General features: G+C 60.4%; 17 protein-coding genes and 1 pseudogene. 14 read left to right on the forward strand and 4 right to left on the reverse strand.

Going from position 1 to position 16,559, the window contains the following annotated elements:
• The 4 genes from kdsA to ispD all read left to right on the forward strand — a co-directional run bounded on the left by kdsA (position 1) and on the right by ispD (position 3,446).
• Complete coding sequence (kdsA, locus tag C4J93_RS06940) at positions 1 to 846, forward strand: 3-deoxy-8-phosphooctulonate synthase (RefSeq protein ID WP_124366122.1); 846 nt, start codon at positions 1 to 3, stop codon at positions 844 to 846.
• 156 nt (positions 847 to 1,002) lie between these two features.
• Complete coding sequence (gene eno, locus C4J93_RS06945; protein ID WP_017844757.1) at positions 1,003 to 2,292, forward strand: phosphopyruvate hydratase; 1,290 nt, start codon at positions 1,003 to 1,005, stop codon at positions 2,290 to 2,292.
• A 171-nt stretch (positions 2,293 to 2,463) separates the two neighbouring features.
• Positions 2,464 to 2,742, forward strand: a complete 279-nt coding sequence (ftsB, locus tag C4J93_RS06950) for a cell division protein FtsB (protein ID WP_057723188.1) — start codon at positions 2,464 to 2,466, stop codon at positions 2,740 to 2,742.
• On the forward strand, positions 2,739 to 3,446 hold the full coding sequence (gene ispD, locus C4J93_RS06955; protein ID WP_124428952.1) for a 2-C-methyl-D-erythritol 4-phosphate cytidylyltransferase: 708 nt from the start codon (positions 2,739 to 2,741) through the stop codon (positions 3,444 to 3,446). The genes ftsB and ispD overlap by 4 nt, the downstream gene beginning before the upstream one ends.
• 119 nt (positions 3,447 to 3,565) lie before the next feature.
• On the opposite strand, the gene C4J93_RS06960 is transcribed toward ispD, so the two are convergent.
• Positions 3,566 to 4,462, reverse strand: coding sequence for a LysR substrate-binding domain-containing protein (locus C4J93_RS06960; protein WP_124366125.1), 897 nt, complete (start codon positions 4,460 to 4,462; stop codon positions 3,566 to 3,568).
• Between the two features lie 109 nt (positions 4,463 to 4,571).
• Here C4J93_RS06960 and C4J93_RS06965 point away from each other — a divergent pair, with 109 nt between their 5' ends.
• The 8 genes and pseudogenes from C4J93_RS06965 (at position 4,572) to rpoS (ending at position 11,693) form a co-directional block, all read left to right on the forward strand.
• Entirely contained in the window at positions 4,572 to 5,684 is a 1,113-nt protein-coding gene (locus tag C4J93_RS06965; protein ID WP_065880066.1) for an S-(hydroxymethyl)glutathione dehydrogenase/class III alcohol dehydrogenase, read from the forward strand.
• A gap of 8 nt (positions 5,685 to 5,692) precedes the next feature.
• Positions 5,693 to 6,538, forward strand: coding sequence for an S-formylglutathione hydrolase (gene fghA, locus C4J93_RS06970; RefSeq protein ID WP_124403316.1), 846 nt, complete (start codon positions 5,693 to 5,695; stop codon positions 6,536 to 6,538).
• Positions 6,539 to 6,592: 54 nt separating this feature from the next.
• Positions 6,593 to 7,066, forward strand: coding sequence for a 2-C-methyl-D-erythritol 2,4-cyclodiphosphate synthase (ispF, locus tag C4J93_RS06975; protein ID WP_124428953.1), 474 nt, complete (start codon positions 6,593 to 6,595; stop codon positions 7,064 to 7,066).
• Positions 7,063 to 8,120: pseudogene (gene truD, locus C4J93_RS06980) on the forward strand (tRNA pseudouridine(13) synthase TruD). The gene ispF and the pseudogene truD overlap by 4 nt, the downstream one beginning before the upstream one ends.
• On the forward strand, positions 8,108 to 8,857 hold the full coding sequence (surE, locus tag C4J93_RS06985) for a 5'/3'-nucleotidase SurE (protein WP_124361626.1): 750 nt from the start codon (positions 8,108 to 8,110) through the stop codon (positions 8,855 to 8,857). Before truD ends, surE begins: the two are co-directional and overlap by 13 nt.
• Before the next feature lie 41 nt (positions 8,858 to 8,898).
• A complete protein-coding gene (locus C4J93_RS06990) occupies positions 8,899 to 9,534 on the forward strand; it encodes a protein-L-isoaspartate(D-aspartate) O-methyltransferase (RefSeq protein ID WP_170827533.1) in 636 nt (211 codons plus the stop codon).
• A 209-nt stretch (positions 9,535 to 9,743) separates the two neighbouring features.
• On the forward strand, positions 9,744 to 10,580 hold the full coding sequence (locus tag C4J93_RS06995; protein WP_124361627.1) for a peptidoglycan DD-metalloendopeptidase family protein: 837 nt from the start codon (positions 9,744 to 9,746) through the stop codon (positions 10,578 to 10,580).
• A 105-nt stretch (positions 10,581 to 10,685) separates the two neighbouring features.
• A complete protein-coding gene (rpoS, locus tag C4J93_RS07000) occupies positions 10,686 to 11,693 on the forward strand; it encodes an RNA polymerase sigma factor RpoS (RefSeq protein WP_124361628.1) in 1,008 nt (335 codons plus the stop codon).
• 208 nt (positions 11,694 to 11,901) lie between these two features.
• Here the strand turns inward: rpoS and C4J93_RS07005 are convergent, their stop codons facing one another.
• Complete coding sequence (locus tag C4J93_RS07005; protein WP_002554837.1) at positions 11,902 to 12,111, reverse strand: cold-shock protein; 210 nt, start codon at positions 12,109 to 12,111, stop codon at positions 11,902 to 11,904.
• Positions 12,112 to 12,498: 387 nt separating this feature from the next.
• Between C4J93_RS07005 and dcd the strand changes: the two genes are divergently transcribed.
• Positions 12,499 to 13,065, forward strand: a complete 567-nt coding sequence (dcd, locus tag C4J93_RS07010; protein ID WP_048719838.1) for a dCTP deaminase — start codon at positions 12,499 to 12,501, stop codon at positions 13,063 to 13,065.
• 108 nt (positions 13,066 to 13,173) lie between these two features.
• Positions 13,174 to 13,374, forward strand: coding sequence for a hypothetical protein (locus C4J93_RS07015; RefSeq protein ID WP_124366130.1), 201 nt, complete (start codon positions 13,174 to 13,176; stop codon positions 13,372 to 13,374).
• 21 nt (positions 13,375 to 13,395) lie between these two features.
• Here C4J93_RS07015 and pdeM read toward each other — a convergent pair whose 3' ends face one another.
• Both pdeM and C4J93_RS07025 read right to left on the reverse strand, forming a co-directional pair.
• Positions 13,396 to 14,046 carry a ligase-associated DNA damage response endonuclease PdeM gene (pdeM, locus tag C4J93_RS07020; protein ID WP_124428954.1) on the reverse strand — a complete coding sequence of 217 codons (651 nt, stop codon included), beginning with the start codon at positions 14,044 to 14,046 and terminating at the stop codon, positions 13,396 to 13,398.
• Entirely contained in the window at positions 14,046 to 16,526 is a 2,481-nt protein-coding gene (locus tag C4J93_RS07025; RefSeq protein ID WP_124428955.1) for a ligase-associated DNA damage response DEXH box helicase, read from the reverse strand. The genes pdeM and C4J93_RS07025 overlap by 1 nt, the downstream gene beginning before the upstream one ends.
• Between the last annotated feature and the right edge of the window lie 33 nt (positions 16,527 to 16,559).

Below are 16,559 nucleotides of genomic sequence, written 5' to 3' on the forward strand. Positions count from 1 at the left end.
ATGGCCCAGAAGATCATTCGCGTAGGCGACATCGAGATTGCCAACGACAAGCCCATGGTGCTGTTCGGCGGCATGAACGTACTGGAAAGCCGCGACATGGCGATGCAGGTCTGTGAAGAGTACGTGCGGGTTACCCAGAAGTTGGGGATCCCCTATGTATTCAAGGCCAGCTTCGACAAGGCCAACCGTTCGTCCGTGACCTCCTATCGCGGCCCGGGCCTTGAAGAAGGCATGCGGATCTTCCAGGACATCAAGCAAGCCTTCGGCGTGCCGATCATCACCGACGTCCACGAGCCCGAGCAGGCTGCCGTGGTCGCCGAGGTCTGCGACATCATCCAGTTGCCGGCCTTCCTGTCGCGCCAGACCGACCTGGTGGTCGCCATGGCCAAGACCGGCGCGGTGATCAATATCAAGAAAGCCCAGTTCCTCGCGCCCCAGGAAATGAAACATATCCTGAGCAAATGCGTGGAAGCGGGTAACGACCAGTTGATCCTGTGCGAGCGTGGTTCGAGCTTCGGCTATAACAATCTCGTGGTGGACATGCTCGGTTTCGGCATCATGAAACAGTTCGAATACCCGGTGTTTTTCGACGTGACCCACGCGCTGCAAATGCCCGGTGGTCGCGCCGATTCCGCCGGCGGTCGCCGTGCCCAGGTGCTGGACCTGGCCAAGGCGGGCATCAGCCAGTCCCTGGCCGGCCTGTTCCTGGAAGCCCACCCGGACCCGGACAACGCCAAGTGCGACGGCCCCTGTGCCCTGCGCCTGGACAAGCTGGAGCCGTTCCTGGCCCAGCTCAAGCAGTTGGACGAACTGGTCAAGAGTTTTCCGACGGTAGAGACCGCGTAAGCGTCGTTTCTCCGGTAGAATTTCCCACGCTTTATGCTCAGGCCCCAGGCCTGAGCCTTGTCGTCTGCAAGCCTGCCCTGTTGTTCCACCCTTGCGGTCGGTCAAAAGATTTCCTTCAGCTGCGTCGTTTTCGTCAACTTTGGAGTGTTTACAACAATGGCAAAAATCGTCGACATCAAAGGTCGTGAAGTTCTCGACTCCCGTGGCAACCCCACCGTCGAAGCCGACGTGCTTCTCGATAACGGCATCATCGGCAGCGCCTGCGCGCCGTCCGGTGCTTCCACAGGTTCGCGCGAAGCGCTGGAACTGCGTGATGGCGACAAGAGCCGTTACCTGGGCAAGGGTGTACTCAAGGCGGTAGCCAACATCAACGGCCCGATCCGTGATCTGTTGCTGGGCAAGGACCCGCTGGACCAGAAAGCCCTGGACCACGCGATGATCAAGCTCGACGGCACTGAAAACAAAGGCAGCCTCGGCGCCAACGCCATCCTCGCCGTGTCCCTGGCCGCCGCCAAGGCCGCCGCCCAGGACCAGGACCTGCCGCTGTACGCGCACATCGCCAACCTGAACGGCACGCCGGGCGTGTACTCGATGCCGGTGCCGATGATGAACATCATCAACGGTGGCGAGCACGCCGATAACAATGTCGACATCCAGGAATTCATGGTGCAGCCGGTTGGCGCCAAGACCTTCTCCGAAGGCCTGCGCATGGGCACCGAGATTTTCCATCACCTCAAGGCTGTGCTGAAGGCCCGTGGCCTGAGCACTGCAGTGGGTGACGAAGGTGGTTTCGCGCCGAACCTGGCGTCCAACGAAGATGCACTCAAAGTGATCTCCGAAGCTGTGGCCAACGCCGGCTACACACTGGGCACCGACGTGACCCTGGCCCTGGACTGCGCCGCCAGCGAATTCTATGAAGACGGCAAGTACAACCTGTCCGGCGAAGGCCAGGTGTTCAACTCCGAAGGCTTTGCCGAATACCTGAAGGGCCTGACCCAGCGCTACCCGATCATTTCGATCGAAGACGGCCTGGATGAGTCCGACTGGGACGGCTGGAAAATTCTCACCGACAAGATCGGTGAAAAAATCCAGTTGGTGGGCGACGACCTGTTCGTGACCAACACCAAGATCCTGAAAGAAGGCATCGACAAGAAGATCGCCAACTCGATCCTGATCAAGTTCAACCAGATCGGCACCCTGACCGAAACCCTGGAAGCCATCCAGATGGCTAAGGCTGCGGGCTACACCGCCGTGATCTCGCACCGCTCCGGCGAAACCGAGGATTCGACCATTGCCGACCTGGCCGTGGGTACCTCGGCGGGCCAGATCAAGACCGGTTCCCTGTGCCGTTCCGACCGCGTGTCCAAGTACAACCAATTGCTGCGCATCGAAGAGCAATTGGCGGGTAAAGCCAAGTACAACGGTCGCAGCGAGTTTCGCGGCTGAGCAGTAAATGGTAAAAAGTCGGCCGATTGCGTCGGAAATCTCACGACAGTGGGCATTTCGGCGCTAATCTGCTGACTGACAAGCACAAGCCTGGTTTATCCAGGCTTCGTGCTATCAGTTGCTGCAAAAGGTTTGCATGACTGTCTTTTTTCACTGGATACCCGGATTTCGATGCGCAGTCCCAATTGGTTGTTCCTCGTCTTGCTCTTGTTGCTGGCTGGCCTGCAGTACCGCCTATGGGTCGGTAACGGCAGCTTTGCGCAGGTGGAAGAGCTGACCCAGCAAATTGCCGACCAGCACGCCGAAAACGAACGCCTGCTGGAGCGCAACCGCGTGCTTGATGCCGAAGTGCTTGAGCTGAAAAAAGGCACGGAGACCGTTGAAGAGCGGGCGCGTCATGAATTGGGCATGGTCAAGGAGGGCGAAACCCTCTACCAGTTGGCCCAATGAACACCGAGTTACCGGCCTTCTGGGCCGTGATTCCGGCCGCGGGTGTTGGTGCCCGTATGGCCGCCGACCGTCCCAAGCAGTATCTGCAACTGGGCGGGCGCACCATTCTCGAACACAGCCTTGGCTGTTTCCTTGACCACCCTGCGCTGCAAGGGCTGGTGGTCAGTCTTGCGGTTGATGATCCCTACTGGCCTAGCCTTGCGTGTGCCGCCGACCCGCGTATTCAGCGTGCGGATGGCGGATCGGAGCGCTCAGGTTCCGTGCTCAATGCACTGCTGCAGCTCAATGCTTTGGGCGCCAGTGATGAAGATTGGGTGCTGGTGCACGATGCAGCGCGGCCCAATCTGAGCCGTGATGATCTCGACAAGCTATTGGGTGAACTGGCTGACGATCCCGTGGGTGGCCTGCTGGCCGTGCCGGCCCGTGACACCCTCAAGCGCGTCGACAAACACGGCCGTGTCGTCGAGACCGTTGATCGTAGCCTGATCTGGCAGGCCTTTACGCCCCAGATGTTCCGCCTGGGCGCCTTGCACCGCGCCTTGGCGGACAGCCTGGTGGCCGATGCGGTGATTACCGACGAAGCCTCGGCCATGGAATGGTCCGGCCAGGCGCCACGCCTGATCGAAGGGCGTTCGGATAACATCAAGGTGACGCGGCCGGAAGACCTGGAGTGGCTGCGGTTGCGCTGGGCTAACCGCAGGTAGTCAGGTGCACCGCGTCGACTTCATCGCAGGCAAGCCAGCTCCCACATTTGATTGGGTTCACAGATCAAAATGTGGGAGGGGGGCTTGCCCCCGATGCGGCCTGGTCAGGCAACAAATAATCACCCGCTGTACTCCGGCCTCCCAGCCAACCCCTCCTTCAAAAAATCCACCAACTTCCTGACCTTCGGCGATAAATGCCGCTGCTGCGGATACAACGCCCACACCGCCGTATTCGGCGGCTGATGCGCCTCCAGCAGCGACACCAGCGCGCCACTGTGCAAGTGCTCCAGCACGTAATAGTCCGGCAACTGGCACAGCCCCATGCCCTGCAGCGCGGCATCCAGTACCGCCTGCCCACTGTTGCAGCGCCAGTTGCCCTGCACCCGCTGGGAAAATTCGCGGCCGTCCTGGGCCAGTTGCCAGATGTCTGAACTGCCGATCAGGCAGTTGTGCCGACTCAATTCCGACAAACTGTGTGGTCGACCATACCGGGCCAGGTAGGAAGGTGACGCACACAAATACATGCGGCGCGCAGCCAGGCGGCTGGCAACCATGCGTGAGTCTTGCAGGCGCCCGAGGCGAATCGCCAGGTCGAGCCCCTCATGCACCAGGTCCAGCGGGCGGTTGCTCAGCTCGATATCGACGCGCAACTGTGGATAGAGCGCCATGAACGCTGTTACCAGCGGCACGATAAAGCGTTCGCCATAGGCCACCGCGCAGGTCATGCGCAACATGCCCTTGGGTTCGCTGGTCAGGTCGCCCACCGCACGTAACGCTTCTTCGCGACCGTCCTGCAAGCGCTGGCAATGTTGCAGGAACGTCTGGCCCGCTTCGGTCAGCGTCACCTTGCGTGTACTGCGATACAACAGGCGGGTTTGCAGGCGTTCTTCCAGGCGCGCCACCTGGCGGCTGATATGGGACGACGAGACCCCCAGGCGCTCGGCCGCAGCCGTGAATTGGCTGCACTCGGCCACGGCGACAAACTCATCGATGCCCTCCCAGCGATTCTCCAGCATGGTTATTGTCCCTGTACGGCAATAATGTTTTGCTTTCGTCTGGATTATTAATCAATCAGCCATGTTTTACACTGATCCAATCAACTTTTACTCCATGGAGAAACCCCGGATGATCAAGTCCCGTGCCGCCGTAGCCTTCGAAGCCAAGAAACCCCTTGAGATTGTGGAAGTCGATGTCGCCATGCCCAAGGCGGGCGAAGTGCTGTTGCGCGTGGTCGCGTCCGGCGTGTGCCATACCGACGCCTACACGCTGTCGGGCGCAGACCCGGAAGGGATCTTCCCGTCGATCCTTGGTCATGAAGGCGGTGCCGTGGTCGAGGCCATTGGCGAAGGCGTAACCTCGGTGGCCGTCGGCGACCATGTAATCCCGCTGTACACCCCGGAATGCGGTCAATGCAAATTCTGCCTGTCCGGCAAGACCAACCTGTGCCAGGCCATCCGTTCCACCCAAGGCAAAGGCTTGATGCCTGACGGCACTACGCGGTTCTCCTACAAGGGCCAGCCGATTTTCCACTACATGGGTACCTCGACGTTCTCCGAGTACACCGTGCTGCCGGAAATCTCCGTCGCTAAGATTCCTAAAGAAGCGCCGCTGGAAAAGGTCTGCCTGCTGGGCTGTGGCGTTACCACCGGTATCGGCGCGGTGATCAACACCGCCAAGGTCAAGCCGGGTGACACCGTGGCCATCTTCGGTCTGGGCGGTATCGGTCTGTCGGCGGTGATTGGCGCGGTGAAAGCCAAGGCCGGCCGCATCATTGCCATCGACATCAACCCGGCCAAGTTCGAAATCGCCAAGCAACTGGGCGCTACCGACTGCATCAACCCGAAAGACTATGACCGCCCGATCCAGGACGTGATTGTCGATTTGACCGATGGCGGCGTGGACTTTTCCTTCGAGTGCATCGGCAATGTCCAACTGATGCGTGCGGCCCTGGAGTGCTGCCATAAAGGCTGGGGCGAGTCGGTGATCATCGGCGTGGCCGGTGCCGGCCAGGAAATCGCCACCCGTCCGTTCCAACTGGTGACCGGTCGCGTCTGGCGCGGGTCGGCCTTCGGCGGCGTACGCGGGCGTACCGAATTGCCAAGCTACGTGGAAATGGCTCAGACCGGCGAGATCCCGCTGGACACCTTCATTACCCACACCATGGGCCTGGAAGACATCAACAAAGCGTTTGACCTGATGCATGAAGGCAAAAGCATTCGTACCGTCATCCATTTCTGAGGTCGGCCATGAGTCTGGAAAACCTGTCCTGCCAGAAAAGCTTCGGCGGCTGGCATAAACGCTATAAGCATCATTCCGCTGTGCTTGATTGCGACATGACCTTCGCCGTCTACCTGCCGCCGCAGGCGGAGCAGGGCGGCAAGCTGCCGGTGTTGTATTGGCTGTCCGGGCTGACCTGCACCGACGAGAACTTCATGCAAAAGGCCGGTGCCCATCGCATGGCCGCCGAGCTGGGCTTGATCATCGTGGCGCCGGATACCAGCCCGCGCGGCCCCGGTGTGCCGGATGACCCGGATAGCGCCTGGGACTTTGGCCTGGGCGCCGGGTTCTATCTGAACGCCACCCAGGAACCCTGGGCCAGGCATTATCGGATGCATGACTATGTGGTGCAGGAATTGCCGGAGTTGGTGGAGGCGCATTTCCCGGCGTCAGACAAGCGGGGCATCAGCGGCCACTCGATGGGCGGCCACGGTGCGTTGGTCTGCGCGCTGCGCAACCCTGGGCGTTATCAGAGCGTGTCGGCGTTTTCGCCGATCAACAATCCGATGGACTGCCCCTGGGGCCAGAAAGCCTTCTCCCGTTACCTGGGAGAAGAGCGCTCGAAGTGGCGCGAATGGGATGCCTGCGTGCTGATCAGCGAAGCGTCGGAACAGTTGCCGCTGTTGGTGGACCAGGGCGATCGCGACGATTTCCTCGCCGTGCAGCTCAAGCCCGAGGCCTTGCAGCAAGCCGCCAAGGCGGCCGGTCATCCGCTGGAACTGCGGCTGCAACCTGGCTACGACCACAGCTACTTCTTTATCGCCAGCTTCATCGATGACCATTTGCGCCATCATGGTCGTGCTTTGCTCGGTTAATGTGAGGCAAAAGTAGGTAGAATCACGCCCTGAATTAAATCGGGGCGTTTTTTTATGCGTATTGGCCACGGCTACGATGTGCACCGTTTCGCTGAAGGCGATTTCATCACTTTGGGCGGCGTGCGTATCACGCACCACCATGGGCTCTTGGCTCATTCTGACGGCGACGTTGTGTTGCACGCCTTGAGCGATGCATTGCTCGGCGCAGCGGCGTTGGGTGATATCGGCAAGCACTTTCCGGACACCGATCCAACCTTCAAGGGCGCCGACAGCCGTGTGTTGCTGCGCCATGTCGTCGGTTTGATCCACGCCAAAGGCTGGAAGGTCGGCAACGTCGATAACACCATCGTGGCCCAGGCGCCGAAAATGGCCCCGCATATCGAATCGATGCGCGCCCTGATTGCCGCAGATCTGCAAATAGAATTGGACCAAGTCAACGTGAAAGCCACCACCACCGAAAAGCTCGGGTTTACCGGTCGTGAAGAGGGCATCGCCGTGCACTCCGTCGCCTTGTTGCTGCGCGCATGAACGAACTTGAGTTGCTGGGCCCGCGTGCCTATGGCGAAGCGTTGGGCAGCGCGGTCCTGAAGGCCACTGCCGAAGATTTCCAGGTGGACGAAGTGCTCGACATCCCGCTGACCGGCGAAGGCGAGCACCTGTGGTTGTGGGTGGAGAAGCGCGGCCTGAATACCGAGGAAGCGGCGCGGCGTATCGCCAAGGCGGCTGGCGTGCCTTTGCGCACCGTCAGCTATGCCGGGCTCAAGGATCGCCAGGCGTTGACCCGCCAGTGGTTCAGCGTGCAATTGCCCGGCAAGGCCGACCCGGACATGCGTGCCGCCGAGAATGACACCCTCAGGATCCTGAAAACCGCCCGGCACCAACGCAAGCTGCAGCGCGGCGCCCATGCGGCCAATGGCTTTACCTTGCGCCTAACCCAGTTGAACGGTGATACCGCCGCCATCGACGCGCGTCTGCAACAGATTGCCCAGCACGGTATTCCCAACTATTTCGGTGCCCAGCGCTTTGGCCATAATGGCGGCAATGTCGTCGATGCCCGTGACTGGGCGGCTCGCAAGGCCTTGCCGGAACAGCGCAATGTGCGTTCGCGGTTGCTGTCCACCGCCCGTAGCTTGCTGTTCAACAAAGTGTTGGCGGCGCGTGTCGCCGACGGCTCCTGGCAGCGCGCCCAAGTCGGCGACCTGCTCGCTTTCACCGACAGCCGCAGCTTTTTCCCGGCCGGGGAGGCTGAATGCAGCGACCCGCGCCTGGCGATCCTCGACCTGCATCCCACCGGCCCGCAGTGGGGGAGGGCGAGTCTCCGGCGAAAGGTCTTACCTATGAATTGGAACAATCTGTCGCCGCCGCAGAAGCTGACCTGCGTGATTGGCTGGTGAATGCGGGAATGAGCCAAGAACGTCGCATTCTGCGGCTGCCCATTGGCGGGTTGACGTGGCATTATCCCGGGCCTGACATTCTGCAATTGGAATTCGTCCTGCCGGCTGGATGCTTCGCCACTGTATTGGTGCGCGAACTCGTTGATCTAGTGCCGGTGGGGCCGACGGACAACCCATGCGTATTCTGATATCAAACGATGACGGTGCCACCGCACCCGGCCTCGCCGCGCTTCATGCTGCGCTGGCGGATTACGCCGAATGCGTGGTGGTGGCCCCCGACCAGGACAAGAGCGGCGCCAGCAGTTCGCTGACGCTCGACCGTCCGTTGCACCCCAAGGTGCTGGCCAATGGCTTTATCAGCGTGAACGGCACCCCCACCGACTGCGTACACCTGGCGATCAACAGCTTGTTGGAGCACGCGCCGGACCTGGTGGTGTCGGGCATCAACCTGGGCGCGAACCTGGGCGATGACGTGCTGTATTCCGGCACCGTGGCGGCCGCCCTTGAAGGGCGCTTTCTCGGCGGTATCGGGTTCGCCTTTTCCTTCGCCTCACGGCAACTGGATAACCTGGCGACGGCGGCGTACTACGCGCGCAAGTTGGTGCAAGCGCACGCGTCCCTGAACCTGCCGCCGCGCACCGTGCTTAACGTCAATATCCCCAACCTGCCTCTTGACCATATTCGCGGTATCCAGCTGACGCGGCTGGGGCACCGTGCCCGTGCGGCGGCGCCTTTGAAGGTGGTCGACCCGCGTGGCAAGGAAGGCTATTGGATCGCCGCGGCCGGCGATGCCGAGGATGGTGGCGAGGGCACGGACTTTCATGCGGTGATGCAAGGCTATGTATCGATTACCCCGTTGCAATTCGATCGCACCTTCAGTGATGCCTTCAGTGGACTTGATGGCTGGCTGGAGGGACTGCGCTGATGGCTCGTGAACAAGACGACCTGCTGCGCCGTGGCATCGGGATGACTTCCCAGCGCACGCGCGAGCGTTTGATCCAGCGTCTGTACGAAGAAGGCTTGTCCAATGCGCAGGTGCTGGAAGTGATCCGGCGCACGCCTCGGCACCTGTTTGTCGACGAAGCCCTGGCGCACCGCGCCTACGAAGACACGGCGTTGCCGATCGGCCACAACCAGACCATCTCCCAGCCTTATATGGTCGCCCGCATGAGCGAGCTGTTGCTGGCCGCCGGGCCGTTGGACAAGGTGCTGGAAATCGGCACCGGCTCCGGCTATCAGACCGCCGTGTTGTCTCAGCTGGTCGAACGGGTGTTCTCGGTCGAGCGCATCAAGGTGCTGCAGGACCGCGCCAAAGAGCGCCTGGTGGAGCTGAACCTGCGTAACGTAGTGTTTCGTTGGGGCGATGGCTGGGAAGGCTGGCCGGCATTGGCGCCCTATAACGGCATCATTGTCACTGCGGTGGCCACCGATGTGCCGCAAGCGCTGCTCGATCAACTGGCGCCCGGCGGCCGGCTGGTCATCCCGGTGGGCTCCGGCGAAGTGCAACAATTGATGCTCATTATTCGCGAGGACGATGGCTTTTCCCGGCATGTGCTCGGGGCTGTGCGCTTCGTGCCGCTGCTGAACGGCCCGCTGGCCTGATCATTTATTTCCAGGCAGTGAATTCCACAGGCGCAGATGTGTCTTACAGCGGGGTCTATAGATTCAACGGGGGAAGGCGCCGGAGTTAAACATGATGAAGTTTTCGTTTCACTCGTGTGCCGGTAAAAAGCCAATGCCCAGTTATACTTGCGTCATCTTTCAAGCCTGATACAGGCGTTAACGTTCAGCCACCACAAAGGGAGCGGCGGGTGAGTCTCACAGGTCCTGCGCAGCGAATGAGTAAAACAAGCTTTCAGCGACTGGTGCTTGGCCTTGTCTTGAGTTCCTTACTGGCAGCCTGCTCGAGCACGCCATCCGGCGGTGCGCGGGTAGTTGACCGCACCAATGCGGCACCGCAGAAGCCGACGGTGACCACCGGCCAATACGTCGTGCGCAAGGGCGATACGCTGTTCTCGATCGCCTTCCGTTATGGTTGGGATTACAAGGCGCTCGCAGCTCGTAACAACATTCCCGTGCCTTATACGATTCATCCGGGGCAGACGATTCGCTTCGATGGCCGCGCCGGTTCGGCGCCCACGGCAGTTGTGACAAAGTCGGGATCTTCGGCTTCTTCTTCGAGCAAAACCACGGTTATCACCAGGCCTGCAGGTACCGCCGCACCTTCGGTGGCGAGCAAGCCGGCACCCGCGCCGTTGCCACCTGCAGGGCCCGCGCCGACCGGTTGGGGATGGCCTTCAAACGGCGTATTAATTGGAAAATTCTCTTCAAACGGCAGTTTGAATAAAGGCATTGATATCGCCGGGGATTTGGGACAGCCTGTTTTGGCTGCGTCTGATGGGACAGTGGTGTACGCCGGGAGTGGTCTACGGGGCTACGGCGAGCTGGTCATCATCAAACACAGCGATACCTACGTCAGTGCCTACGGTCATAACCGCAGGTTGTTGGTTCGGGAGGGGCAGCAGGTCAAGGTCGGACAGACAATTGCCGAAATGGGTTCAACGGGTACAGACCGGGTGAAACTGCACTTTGAGATTCGCCGCCAGGGGAAACCTGTAGACCCACTGCAATTCCTACCCCGTCGTTGATGTGTTGCCAGCCTGTTCCCTCACGTAGAAGGAACAGGCTCCAGCGTTGCCAAGGATAAAGGCGTCGCTTGAGCTTGAGGTCGAACTCACCAAAGGACTATAACAATGGCTCTCAGTAAAGAAGCGCCGGAGTTTGACATCGACGATGAGGTTCTCCTTATGGAGACCGGTATCGCTACGGAACCGATGTCAGATAATGAGGGGGCATCACCACCCTCAGTTCGCACCAAATCCAAAAACTCCTCCGCGTTAAAGCAACACAAGTACATTGATTACACGCGGGCGCTCGACGCGACCCAGTTGTACCTCAATGAAATCGGCTTTTCCCCTCTGCTCACCCCTGAAGAAGAAGTTCATTTTGCGCGTCTGTCGCAAAAGGGCGATCCGGCTGGGCGCAAACGCATGATTGAAAGCAACCTGCGCCTGGTGGTTAAAATCGCCCGACGCTACGTCAATCGCGGATTGTCGCTGCTGGACTTGATCGAGGAGGGCAACCTGGGCTTGATCCGGGCGGTGGAGAAGTTCGACCCTGAGCGGGGCTTTCGCTTCTCGACTTATGCCACCTGGTGGATTCGTCAGACCATCGAACGGGCGATCATGAATCAGACCCGCACGATCCGGTTGCCGATCCATGTGGTCAAGGAGCTCAACGTGTACCTGCGGGCAGCGCGTGAGCTGACACAAAAACTCGATCATGAACCTTCGCCCGAAGAAATCGCCAACCTGCTGGAAAAACCGGTAGGGGAGGTCAAGCGCATGCTTGGCCTGAATGAGCGGGTGTCTTCGGTCGATGTCTCGCTGGGTCCGGATTCGGATAAAACCTTGCTGGACACCCTGACAGATGATCGCCCGACAGATCCGTGCGAGCTGTTGCAGGATGATGATCTGTCTCAAAGCATCGACCAGTGGTTGTCGGAACTCACCGATAAGCAGCGCGAGGTGGTGATTCGCCGCTTCGGCCTGCGCGGCCATGAGAGCAGCACCCTGGAGGATGTAGGCCTGGAGATCGGCCTGACCCGTGAGCGGGTTCGGCAGATTCAGGTAGAGGGGCTCAAGCGCTTGCGCGAGATCCTCGAGAAGAATGGTTTGTCGAGTGAGTCGTTGTTTCAATAAACAACGCTGCTTGAATGCTTGAATGTGGGAGGGGGCTTGCCCCCGATAGCAGTGGGTCAGTCAAGATAGCTATCGACTGATGCGCCGCCATCGGGGGCAAGCCCCCTCCCACATTGTTTTGTGCCTGGCATGTGATTGAATGCCAAATTGCAGGCATAAAAAAACCCCGCTTTTGAGGGCGGGGTCTTTTCGACTAAGTCAGTACAAGTTAGATAACTTGAACTTCTTCAGCTTGCATGCCTTTCTGACCGCGGGTAGCGATGAAAGAAACCTGTTGGCCTTCTTTCAGGCTTTTGAAGCCGTCGGATTGGATAGCTTTGAAGTGAACGAACAGGTCGTCACCGGATTGTGGAGTGATGAAGCCGAAGCCTTTTTCATCGTTGAACCACTTAACGGTACCAGTTTGGCGATTAGACATGGTGTAACTCCTTGAACAAAGTTAACTGCGACTCAGGAAAAGCCCTGGCCGAGACTGAGTGCAAAGAGCAGGAAAAATTCTTGGAGATGGTTGGATCGAAATTCAACATATCGTGTAGAGATTCTCAGTGACACAAGCAACACAGTGACGCCACCTTAACCCTTTTTCCGGAACGTGCCAATGGTATTTCCGAAGGTTTCTCTATTTTCGTGACTGGCGGTGGTATTTATTGTCCCCGAAAGTCGCGCCAAGAGCCCCGGCCCCGTTGGCTGCGGGTAATGGAGGCCGGTGCATTCGTCATTAAAAGTCCTGCGCCCTTTGAACCCCACAGCCGGCCCCGGTAAGATGCCCCACAGAATTTTTTCACCTCGCATTCAGGACACCGCCATGAGCATCAAATCGGACAAGTGGATTCGCCGCATGGCGCAGGAACACGGCATGATCGAACCGTTCGTCGAGCGCCAGATCCGTGGTGAAGGCGACGCGCGCGTGATTTCGTACGGGGTTTCCAGCTATGGCTACGACGTGCGTTGCGCCGATGAATTCAAGGTGTTCACCAATATCAACTCGGCGATCGTCGATCCGAAGAACTTCGACGAAAAAAGCTTCGTCGACGTCAAGAGCGATGTTTGCATCATCCCGCCAAACTCCTTCGCCCTGGCGCGCACCGTGGAGTTCTTCCGTATCCCGCGTGACGTATTGACCATCTGCCTGGGCAAAAGCACCTACGCCCGTTGCGGCATCATCGTCAACGTGACCCCGCTGGAACCCGAGTGGGAAGGCCATGTGACCCTGGAGTTCTCCAACACCACCACCTTGCCGGCGAAAATCTACGCCAATGAAGGCGTGGCGCAAATGCTCTTCCTGCAGTCCGACGAGGCGTGCGAAGTGTCCTATAAGGACCGTGCCGGCAAGTACCAGGGCCAGCGTGGCGTCACGCTCCCACGCGCTTGATCGAAAGCTCCTACGAGTAAAGGGAATTAGTCTGCGGAAATTGACTCTATCTAGGTGTACTGCTTCGGCGCGTGTAAAACGCGTCGAGCCACGCTTGAGGAGTGCCCTATGAAGATCAACCCGCGAATCAGCGCAGAACTAGCCCGGCTTGAACCCAACCAGATTGGTGTTCTGGCCTGGTCCCTGATGGCCGACCCTGCTTATGCGGGCGGCATCCCCGGCCAACCTGACCCGGACTATCCGCAGCAGCCTACCGAACCGGGTGAGCCCACCCTGCCGGATGAGCCGCCTCCCGCACCTGTTGCCTGACCCAGCACGCACGCTTGTGCGTCACTGAACCGGCCAGACCTCATGATCGCCGATAACAAAGATTCGGCGCTCATCGTCCAGCTCCACTGCGTAACCGCCGGTAAAGGCGCCAAATGCCGGCAGCAGGCTGACGCGTTTGCCAATCTGGAAGCACGGCAGGCGCAGGCTCTGCCGGCCCTTGCCGCGCAAGCGGTACACCGGATGGACATGCCCCGCCAGCACATGATGGCTGGGGTGTGCGTCCGGTTCGTGCTGTAGCGCGAATGGCCCTATCAATAGTGGCTCCGTCACCACCTCAATGTTCAGGTCGGCAGGCGGGTCGCCAGCGCGTTGATCGTGGTTGCCGCGAATCAGCGTAATCGGCAACTCAGCGTGGCGCGCTCGCCAGGCCCGGAGCGCGCCCAGGGTGCCGCTGGCATGGGAGCCTGGGCCGTGGAGGAAATCTCCGAGGAAGATCACCCGAGCGCAGGCATAGGCCGCCAGCAACCGATCCAGGCGCTGCAGGTTTTCGCTCGTAGTGCCCTGGGGCACGGGTTGCCCGAGGCTGCGGTAGGCCGAGGCCTTGCCGAAGTGAACGTCGGCGATCAGCAAGTATTGATGCTCCGGCCAGTACATCGCCTTGTCCGCCAGCAACCATACTTGCTCACCCTCAAGCGTTACCGAACACACCATCAAGCTTTCCCTCTGTCCGCGACTTTTTCCAGGTCCTTGACCATCCGCGCAATGCGCTCCGAGAGTTTTTCCGAACTCAGGCTTTCGCGCATTCGCTCCACCAGCAGCGGAAAGGCCAGGGGGGTTGGCCGTTGGATCAGATGCAGGTCCAGCTGCAGCGCCGACAAGCGAAGCAAGGTCTCTTCCAGGCGCTGAATGTCCAGTTCGTTGCGCAGGACTTCTTCCCCTGCCTGGGTCAGCAGCAGGTTGTGCGGATCATATTGTTTGAACACTTCGAAGAACAGGCCGCTGGAGGCCTGCACCTGCCGGGTGCTTTTCGGCGCGCCGGGGTAACCGGCGAACACCAGCCCGGCGATGCGTGCGATTTCGCGAAAGCGCCGCAACGCCAGTTCACCGGCGTTGAGGCTGGCTGCCACGTCCGTGAGCAAATCCTGTGGGCTGAGCAGCGCCTCGGTCAACAACTGGGGCCAGTGCACCTCGGTGGCGCTCAGCAATTCCAACCCATAATCATTGACCGCAATGGAAAAGGTCACGGGTTGCTGCCGGCTGACGCGCCACGCCAGCAGGCTCGCCAGCCCCAGATGCACCTGACGTCCGGCGAAGGGGTAGAGAAACAGGTGCCAGCCTTCACGCGACTTGAGAAACTCCGCCAGCAAGTGATCACGGGTCGGCAGGCCGGACCAACGCAGTTGTGTCAGCAGCAATGGCTGCACCGCCTGCATCTCCGGGCCGTCGAAGCGACCCTGTGCCGCCGCGTCGAAGCGCTCGATCACCGCCTGCGCCAGCTCATTGGAAAGCGGCATGCGCCCGCCATTCCAGCGCGGCACGGCGGCTTTTTTCGCGGTGCTGCGGCGCACGTAGGCGGTCATGTTTTCCACGCGCACCAACTCCAGCAGGCGTCCGGCGAACAGAAAACCGTCGCCCGGCTTGAGTCGCGCAATAAAACCTTCCTCGACACTGCCGAGGTTTTTGCCGCCACCGCCCTTGCTCCAGTATTTCAGATGCATACTCGCATCGCTGACAATCGTGCCCACGCTCATGCGATGGCGGCGCGCCAGTCGCGCATCGGGAACGCGCCAGATGCCCTGTTCGTCGGGCTCTACGCGGCGGTAATCCGGATAAGCGGTAAGCGACAGTCCGCCATGGCGCACAAAGGCCAGGGCCCAGGTCCAATCGGCGTCGGTAAGATCGCGGTAGGCCCAGGCACCGCGGACCTCCGCCAGCAGCGCATCGGGAACAAACCCGCCGCCCAGAGCCATGCTGACCAGATGTTGCACCAGCACATCCAGGGGTTTATGGGGCGATTCGCGGGCTTCGATGCGTCGCTGGGCAATCGCATCCTTTGCGGCGGCGGCTTCCACCAGCTCCAGGCTGTGGGTCGGTACCAGGGTCACCCGTGATGGCCGCCCCGGTGCATGCCCCGAGCGGCCGGCGCGTTGCATCAGGCGCGCCACACCTTTGGCCGAGCCTATCTGCAACACCCGCTCCACCGGCAGGAAATCTACGCCCAGGTCCAGGCTGGAGGTGCACACCACCGCCTTGAGTTGGCCATCTTTGAGCGCACGTTCCACCCAATCCCGGGTCTCGCGCGACAGCGAGCCGTGATGCAGCGCAATCAGGCCGGCCCACTCCGGCCTGGCCTCCAGCAGCGCCTGGTACCAGATTTCCGACTGCGCCCGGGTATTGGTGAACACCAGGCAACTGCTGCTGGCGTCTACTTCGGCCACCACTTGCGGCAGCATTTTCAAACCGATATGGCCGGCCCAGGGAAAGCGTTCGGCAATGGGCGGCAGCAGTGTGTCAACCAGCAACTGTTTGGGCGATTGCCCCTGCACATTGACCCCGCCACCCTGTGGGACCAATACCTCCAGCGCGTGGGCCTGATTACCCAAGGTCGCGGAAATGCCCCAGACCAGCAAGTCGGGGTGCCAGCGTCGCAGCCGTGCCAACGCCAGTTGCAGTTGCACACCGCGCTTATTGCCGATCAGTTCATGCCATTCGTCCACCACCACCATGCGCAGATGCGCCAGGCTGACCTCACTGTCGGCGCGCGCAAGCATCAGCGTCAGGCTTTCCGGGGTGGTGATCAGTGCAGTGGGCTGGCGGCGGGTCTGGCGGGCGCGTTCGCCGCTGCTGGTGTCGCCCGTGCGCAGGCCAACGCTCCAGGGGATCTGCAAGGCCGCCAGCGGCGCCTCAAGCGCGCGTGCGGTGTCGGCGGCCAAGGCGCGCATCGGTGTGATCCACAATACGGTCAGTGGTTCGGCCGGTTCTTTGCGCTTGCCGGTAGCAGGCGCGCGCGTGATGGCGAAACGATTTAGGGCGGCAAACCACAGCGCGTAGGTTTTACCCGCGCCGGTACTGGCATGCAGCAAGCCGGATTGACCGTCCTTGACGGCCTTCCACACTTCTTTCTGGAATGCGAACGCACGCCAGCCGCGGGTGGCAAACCATTGTTTTGCGAAGTCGATGGGTTTTGCCATGCGGCAGCTGACGCTCTGGAGGCTCTATTGCAC

This window comes from Pseudomonas sp. R2-37-08W, assembly GCF_003851705.1.
Classification (GTDB): Bacteria; Pseudomonadota; Gammaproteobacteria; order Pseudomonadales; family Pseudomonadaceae; genus Aquipseudomonas.

What these genes read in the sequence shown, in the direction of transcription:
- ftsB (WP_057723188.1), top strand. Translation starts at nt 2,464, where the DNA reads ATGCGCAGTCCCAATTGGTTGTTCCTCGTCTTGCTCTTGTTGCTGGCT.
- surE (WP_124361626.1), top strand. Translation starts at nt 8,108, where the DNA reads ATGCGTATTCTGATATCAAACGATGACGGTGCCACCGCACCCGGCCTC.
- C4J93_RS07025 (WP_124428955.1), bottom strand. Translation starts at nt 16,526, where the DNA reads ATGGCAAAACCCATCGACTTCGCAAAACAATGGTTTGCCACCCGCGGC.
- ispF (WP_124428953.1), top strand. Translation starts at nt 6,593, where the DNA reads ATGCGTATTGGCCACGGCTACGATGTGCACCGTTTCGCTGAAGGCGAT.
- C4J93_RS06960 (WP_124366125.1), bottom strand. Translation starts at nt 4,462, where the DNA reads ATGCTGGAGAATCGCTGGGAGGGCATCGATGAGTTTGTCGCCGTGGCC.
- C4J93_RS06965 (WP_065880066.1), top strand. Translation starts at nt 4,572, where the DNA reads ATGATCAAGTCCCGTGCCGCCGTAGCCTTCGAAGCCAAGAAACCCCTT.
- ispD (WP_124428952.1), top strand. Translation starts at nt 2,739, where the DNA reads ATGAACACCGAGTTACCGGCCTTCTGGGCCGTGATTCCGGCCGCGGGT.
- C4J93_RS07005 (WP_002554837.1), bottom strand. Translation starts at nt 12,111, where the DNA reads ATGTCTAATCGCCAAACTGGTACCGTTAAGTGGTTCAACGATGAAAAA.
- kdsA (WP_124366122.1), top strand. Translation starts at nt 1, where the DNA reads ATGGCCCAGAAGATCATTCGCGTAGGCGACATCGAGATTGCCAACGAC.
- pdeM (WP_124428954.1), bottom strand. Translation starts at nt 14,046, where the DNA reads ATGGTGTGTTCGGTAACGCTTGAGGGTGAGCAAGTATGGTTGCTGGCG.
- fghA (WP_124403316.1), top strand. Translation starts at nt 5,693, where the DNA reads ATGAGTCTGGAAAACCTGTCCTGCCAGAAAAGCTTCGGCGGCTGGCAT.
- dcd (WP_048719838.1), top strand. Translation starts at nt 12,499, where the DNA reads ATGAGCATCAAATCGGACAAGTGGATTCGCCGCATGGCGCAGGAACAC.
- C4J93_RS06990 (WP_170827533.1), top strand. Translation starts at nt 8,899, where the DNA reads ATGACTTCCCAGCGCACGCGCGAGCGTTTGATCCAGCGTCTGTACGAA.
- C4J93_RS07015 (WP_124366130.1), top strand. Translation starts at nt 13,174, where the DNA reads ATGAAGATCAACCCGCGAATCAGCGCAGAACTAGCCCGGCTTGAACCC.
- eno (WP_017844757.1), top strand. Translation starts at nt 1,003, where the DNA reads ATGGCAAAAATCGTCGACATCAAAGGTCGTGAAGTTCTCGACTCCCGT.
- rpoS (WP_124361628.1), top strand. Translation starts at nt 10,686, where the DNA reads ATGGCTCTCAGTAAAGAAGCGCCGGAGTTTGACATCGACGATGAGGTT.